The organism is Klebsiella sp. OBRC7 (assembly GCF_000293135.1).
In the GTDB taxonomy this organism is placed as follows: domain Bacteria; phylum Pseudomonadota; class Gammaproteobacteria; order Enterobacterales; family Enterobacteriaceae; genus Klebsiella; species Klebsiella michiganensis.
Genome location: NZ_ALNJ01000139.1, coordinates 1 through 4314, shown reverse-complemented (window position 1 = coordinate 4314; position 4314 = coordinate 1). Strand labels below are relative to the sequence as shown.

The following is a 4314-nucleotide window of genomic DNA, read 5'->3' as shown; positions in this document are numbered from 1 at the left end:
CGGCTGCGGCAAATCAACAACCATGAAAATGCTGACCGGGCTGCTACCGGCCAGCGAAGGCGAGGCGTGGCTATTTGGCCAGCCGGTCGACCCCAGGGATATCGAAACCCGCCGCCGCGTTGGCTATATGTCGCAGGCCTTCTCCCTTTATAGCGAACTGACTGTACGGCAAAACCTCGAGCTGCATGCCCGCCTGTTCCACATCCCGGATGCGGAGATCCCCGGACGGATCGCCGAAATGAGCCAGCGCTTTATGCTGGAAGAGGTTGAGGACACCCTGCCCGCTTCGCTGCCGCTAGGTATCCGCCAGCGGCTCTCGCTGGCGGTCGCGGTGATCCACCGCCCGGAAATGTTAATCCTTGATGAACCCACCTCCTGCGTCGATCCGGTAGTCCGGGACATGTTCTGGCAGCTGATGGTCGATCTTGCGCGTCAGGACCGGGTGACCATTTTTATCTCCACCCACTTTATGAATGAAGCGGAACGCTGCGATCGCATTTCGCTGATGCATGCCGGAAAAGTGCTGGCCAGCGATACGCCGCAGGCGCTGGTCGAACAGCGCGGATCGGCCAGCCTTGAAGAGGCGTTTATCGCCTGGCTACAGGAAGCGGCGGATGCCGCGCAGCCGCCTGATGCGCAGGCTGCACCGGTCCCAGCGATGGAACATAAAGCCGAAAGCGTGGCACCGCGTCAGGCGTTCAGTCTGCAGCGCCTGTTTAGCTACAGCCGCCGCGAAGCGCTTGAGCTGCGCCGCGATCCGGTGCGATCGACCCTGGCCCTGCTCGGCACCGTGATCCTGATGTTTATCATGGGCTATGGGATCAGTATGGACGTCGAAGATCTGCGGTTTGCGGTGCTCGACCGCGACCAGACCGTCAGCAGCCGGGGCTGGTCGCAAAATATCGCCGGCTCACGCTACTTCATCGAACAGCCGCCGCTGCAAAGCTATAGCGAGCTGGACAGAAGAATGCGCGACGGCGAGCTGGCGGTAGCGATCGAAATTCCGCCCAATTTTGGCCGCGATATCGCCCGGGGAACGCCGGTGCAGATTGGCGTGTGGGTGGACGGCGCGATGCCGAACCGCGCGGAGACGGTGCGCGGCTACGTGCAGGCCATGCATCTGGCCTGGCTGCAGGAGATGGCCGGTCGCCAGGCCAGCCCCAATCGCGATACCTCACTGATTTCCATCGAGACCCGCTATCGCTATAACCCGGATGTGAAGAGCCTGCCGGCGATTGTACCGGCGGTGATTCCGCTGCTGTTGATGATGATCCCGGCGATGCTCAGCGCGCTCAGCGTGGTCCGCGAGAAGGAGCTCGGCTCAATTATCAATCTGTACGTGACGCCAACCACCCGCAGCGAATTTCTGCTGGGTAAACAGGTGCCGTATATCGTGCTGGGGATGTTCAACTTCTTCCTGCTCTGCGCGCTGTCGGTCTTTGTTTTTGGCGTACCGCACAAAGGGAGTTTTCTGACGCTCACCCTCGCCGCGCTGCTCTACGTCACTATCGCCACCGGACTTGGCCTGCTGATTTCAACCTTTATGAAAAGCCAGATTGCGGCGATTTTCGGCACCGCGATCATTACGCTTATCCCGGCGACGCAGTTTTCCGGGATGATCGACCCCGTCGCCTCGCTGGAAGGACCCGGGCGCTGGATTGGCCAGATTTATCCAACCAGCCACTTTCTGACCATCGCGCGAGGAACGTTCTCCAAAGCGCTGAATCTGACCGACCTGTGGGGATCCTTTATTCCGCTGCTTATCGCGGTTCCGCTGGTGCTGGGCCTGAGCGTGTGGCTGTTGAAAAAACAGGAGGGATAATGCGTGGACTACGCAATATTTATAATTTGGGGATGAAAGAGCTACGCAGCCTGCTGGGCGATAAAGCGATGCTGACGTTGATTGTCTTTGCTTTTACCGTCTCGGTTTACTCCTCCGCGACCGTTATGCCGGGTTCGCTGCATCTGGCGCCCATCGCTATTGCCGACATGGATAAGTCGCAGCTTTCATCGCGTATTATCAATGGTTTTTACCGGCCCTGGTTTTTGCCGCCGGCGCTGATCACCGCTGATGAGATGGACGCCGGACTGGATGCGGGGCGCTATACTTTCGCCATCAATATTCCGCCGGATTTCCAGCGCGACGTTCTGGCCGGACGCCAGCCCGCGCTACAGGTTAACGTCGACGCGACGCGAATGAGCCAGGCGTTTACCGGCAATAGCTATATCCAGAATATCGTCACCGGCGAGGTGAACAGCTTTGTCGCCCGCTACCGGGACAACGGCACGCTGCCGGTTGAGCTGGCCGTCAGGATGCGTTTTAATCCGAACCTGGAGCAGGAGCGTTTCGGTGCCGTCATGGCAATTATCAACAATATCACCATGCTGGCGATCGTGCTGACCGGTTCGGCGCTGATACGCGAGCGGGAACATGGTACCGTGGAGCACCTGCTGGTTATGCCGGTCACGCCGTTTGAAATCATGATGGCGAAGATATGGTCAATGGGGCTGGTGGTGCTGGTGGTTTCCGGACTCTCCCTGATCCTGATGGTTCAGGGCGTGCTGCAGGTACCGATAGAAGGTTCGATACCGCTCTTTATGCTTGGGGTGGCCCTGAGCCTGTTTGCCACCACCTCAATCGGCATTTTTATGGGCACGGTGGCGCGTTCCATGCCGCAGCTGGGGCTGCTGATGATTCTGGTGCTTTTGCCGCTGCAGATGCTTTCCGGCGGCTCCACGCCCCGGGAAAGTATGCCGCAGGCTGTACAGGATATTATGCTCACCATGCCGACGACCCACTTTGTCAGCCTGGCGCAGGCCATTCTTTATCGAGGCGCTGATTTCTCTATCGTCTGGCCGCAGTTTCTGACGCTGCTGGCTATCGGTGGCGTGTTTTTTACTATCGCCCTACTGCGTTTTCGTAAGACGATCGGGGAAATGGCCTGAGGCAATACCGATGTCGCTCTGCCGGTCGCAGCATCGGCGCTATTTATGGCGATTCATAAAGCGCCGCAGAGCCCAGGTGAATCCCATCGCCATGCTGAACAGGATAAACAGCAGCAGCACCCAGCTGACGGAAATTCTCAGCAGCGCACTTAGCGTCATAAGCGGCTGAAGATAGACGGTAAAGGAGTGATCGGTGGGTTTTCCCAGCAGAACCATCAGTCCATCTGTTAACCAGACAAGCGCCCGACAAACCAGCCAGATAATCGCCGGCCAGCAGAGCAGGACCAGAAAGGTAAAACGCTCCCGGATATAATGTATCAGTTGGCGCAAAGGAGGCCAGTTAATCAGAAATTTCATTTATATTCTCATATTGCCAGCCGGTAACATGCACTATTCGTCAAAAGACGTTACCGGGTTAGCTTCCATACAGGCAATGCACCCTATATTTTTAGCAAATTTGAATTAACTTAAACCAGATCGAGTTAACAAAGTGTTAAGGACACTAAGTCATTTCGCAGAAAAAGTCCAGCTATTATGCCAGTGGGCTCGGCAGGGGAGAGAGTTTCGTATCTACTTGTTAACCTGATGACTTTAGAATAACTTAAGCGTTATGTGAGTAATATTCTTAATATAATTCCTATTAAATATTCAGAAACGCGTTTATCTTTATTTTCATATAACGTTCGCGCTAATAAAAACACATTTTCCATAGAATTATTTTATTCACAAAATAAATTCCTGGCTGATGAGTTTTCGATAAAAATGAGATTTAGATAGATCTATGCTATTCGCCGTCACGGCATTCAGTGATTTTGCCGGCAAGCTCTCCGCACAATTCATCGTTCTCGTTGTGACGCCAGGTAAAGTACAAAAAACCTTTCATTTCAAAGCGATGGATATTTATTTCGCTTAAGTACTGCGTATGCCCTATCGTGACAAAGGTCTGGTAAACGATCCCTGCCGGGCTTTTACACGGGATTTCTCAGGCGACAAAAACGCAAAAAGCCCATCCGTCAGGATGGGCTCTTCACTTGTTTGATGCCTGGCAGTTCCCTACTCTCACATGGGGAGACCCCACACTACCATCGGCGCTACGGCGTTTCACTTCTGAGTTCGGCATGGGGTCAGGTGGGACCACCGCGCTGTCGCCGCCAGGCAAATTCTGTTTAATCTGTATCAAGCTGTATTGAAAATCTCTCAATCCGCCAAAACATCTTCGGCGTTGTAAGGTTAAGCCTCACGGTTCATTAGTACCGGTTAGCTCAACGCATCGCTGCGCTTACACACCCGGCCTATCAACGTCGTCGTCTTCAACGTTCCTTCAGGACTCTCAAGGAGTCAGGGAGAACTCATCTCGGGGCAAGTTTC

General features: G+C 54.8%; 3 protein-coding genes and 2 rRNA genes. 2 read left to right on the top strand and 3 right to left on the bottom strand.

From position 1 onward, the window contains the following. Together HMPREF1144_RS26135 and HMPREF1144_RS26130 are read left to right on the top strand one after the other, a co-directional pair. Positions 1-1822, top strand: a 1822-nt coding sequence (locus HMPREF1144_RS26135; RefSeq protein ID WP_009654532.1) for an ABC transporter permease, incomplete at its 5' end; no start/stop codon positions are given. Next, positions 1822-2946: an ABC transporter permease gene (locus tag HMPREF1144_RS26130; protein ID WP_004098191.1), complete on the top strand. Its 1125-nt coding sequence runs from the start codon at positions 1822-1824 to the stop codon at positions 2944-2946. The genes HMPREF1144_RS26135 and HMPREF1144_RS26130, both read left to right, overlap by 1 nt. A 39-nt stretch (positions 2947-2985) precedes the next feature. Here HMPREF1144_RS26130 and HMPREF1144_RS26125 read toward each other — a convergent pair whose 3' ends face one another. The 3 genes from HMPREF1144_RS26125 to HMPREF1144_RS26115 form a co-directional block, all read right to left on the bottom strand. Continuing rightward, a complete protein-coding gene (locus tag HMPREF1144_RS26125; protein WP_004098189.1) occupies positions 2986-3303 on the bottom strand; it encodes a hypothetical protein in 318 nt (105 codons plus the stop codon). A 683-nt stretch (positions 3304-3986) separates the two neighbouring features. Beyond that, positions 3987-4102, bottom strand: a 5S ribosomal RNA gene (gene rrf, locus HMPREF1144_RS26120). Between the two features lie 70 nt (positions 4103-4172). Continuing rightward, positions 4173-4314: ribosomal RNA gene (locus HMPREF1144_RS26115) — 23S ribosomal RNA — on the bottom strand; the annotation flags it as partial.

Excerpts from the sequence above, each read along its gene's own strand:
- HMPREF1144_RS26125 (WP_004098189.1), bottom strand. The coding sequence starts at position 3,303 with ATGAAATTTCTGATTAACTGGCCTCCTTTGCGCCAACTGATACATTAT.
- HMPREF1144_RS26130 (WP_004098191.1), top strand. The coding sequence starts at position 1,822 with ATGCGTGGACTACGCAATATTTATAATTTGGGGATGAAAGAGCTACGC.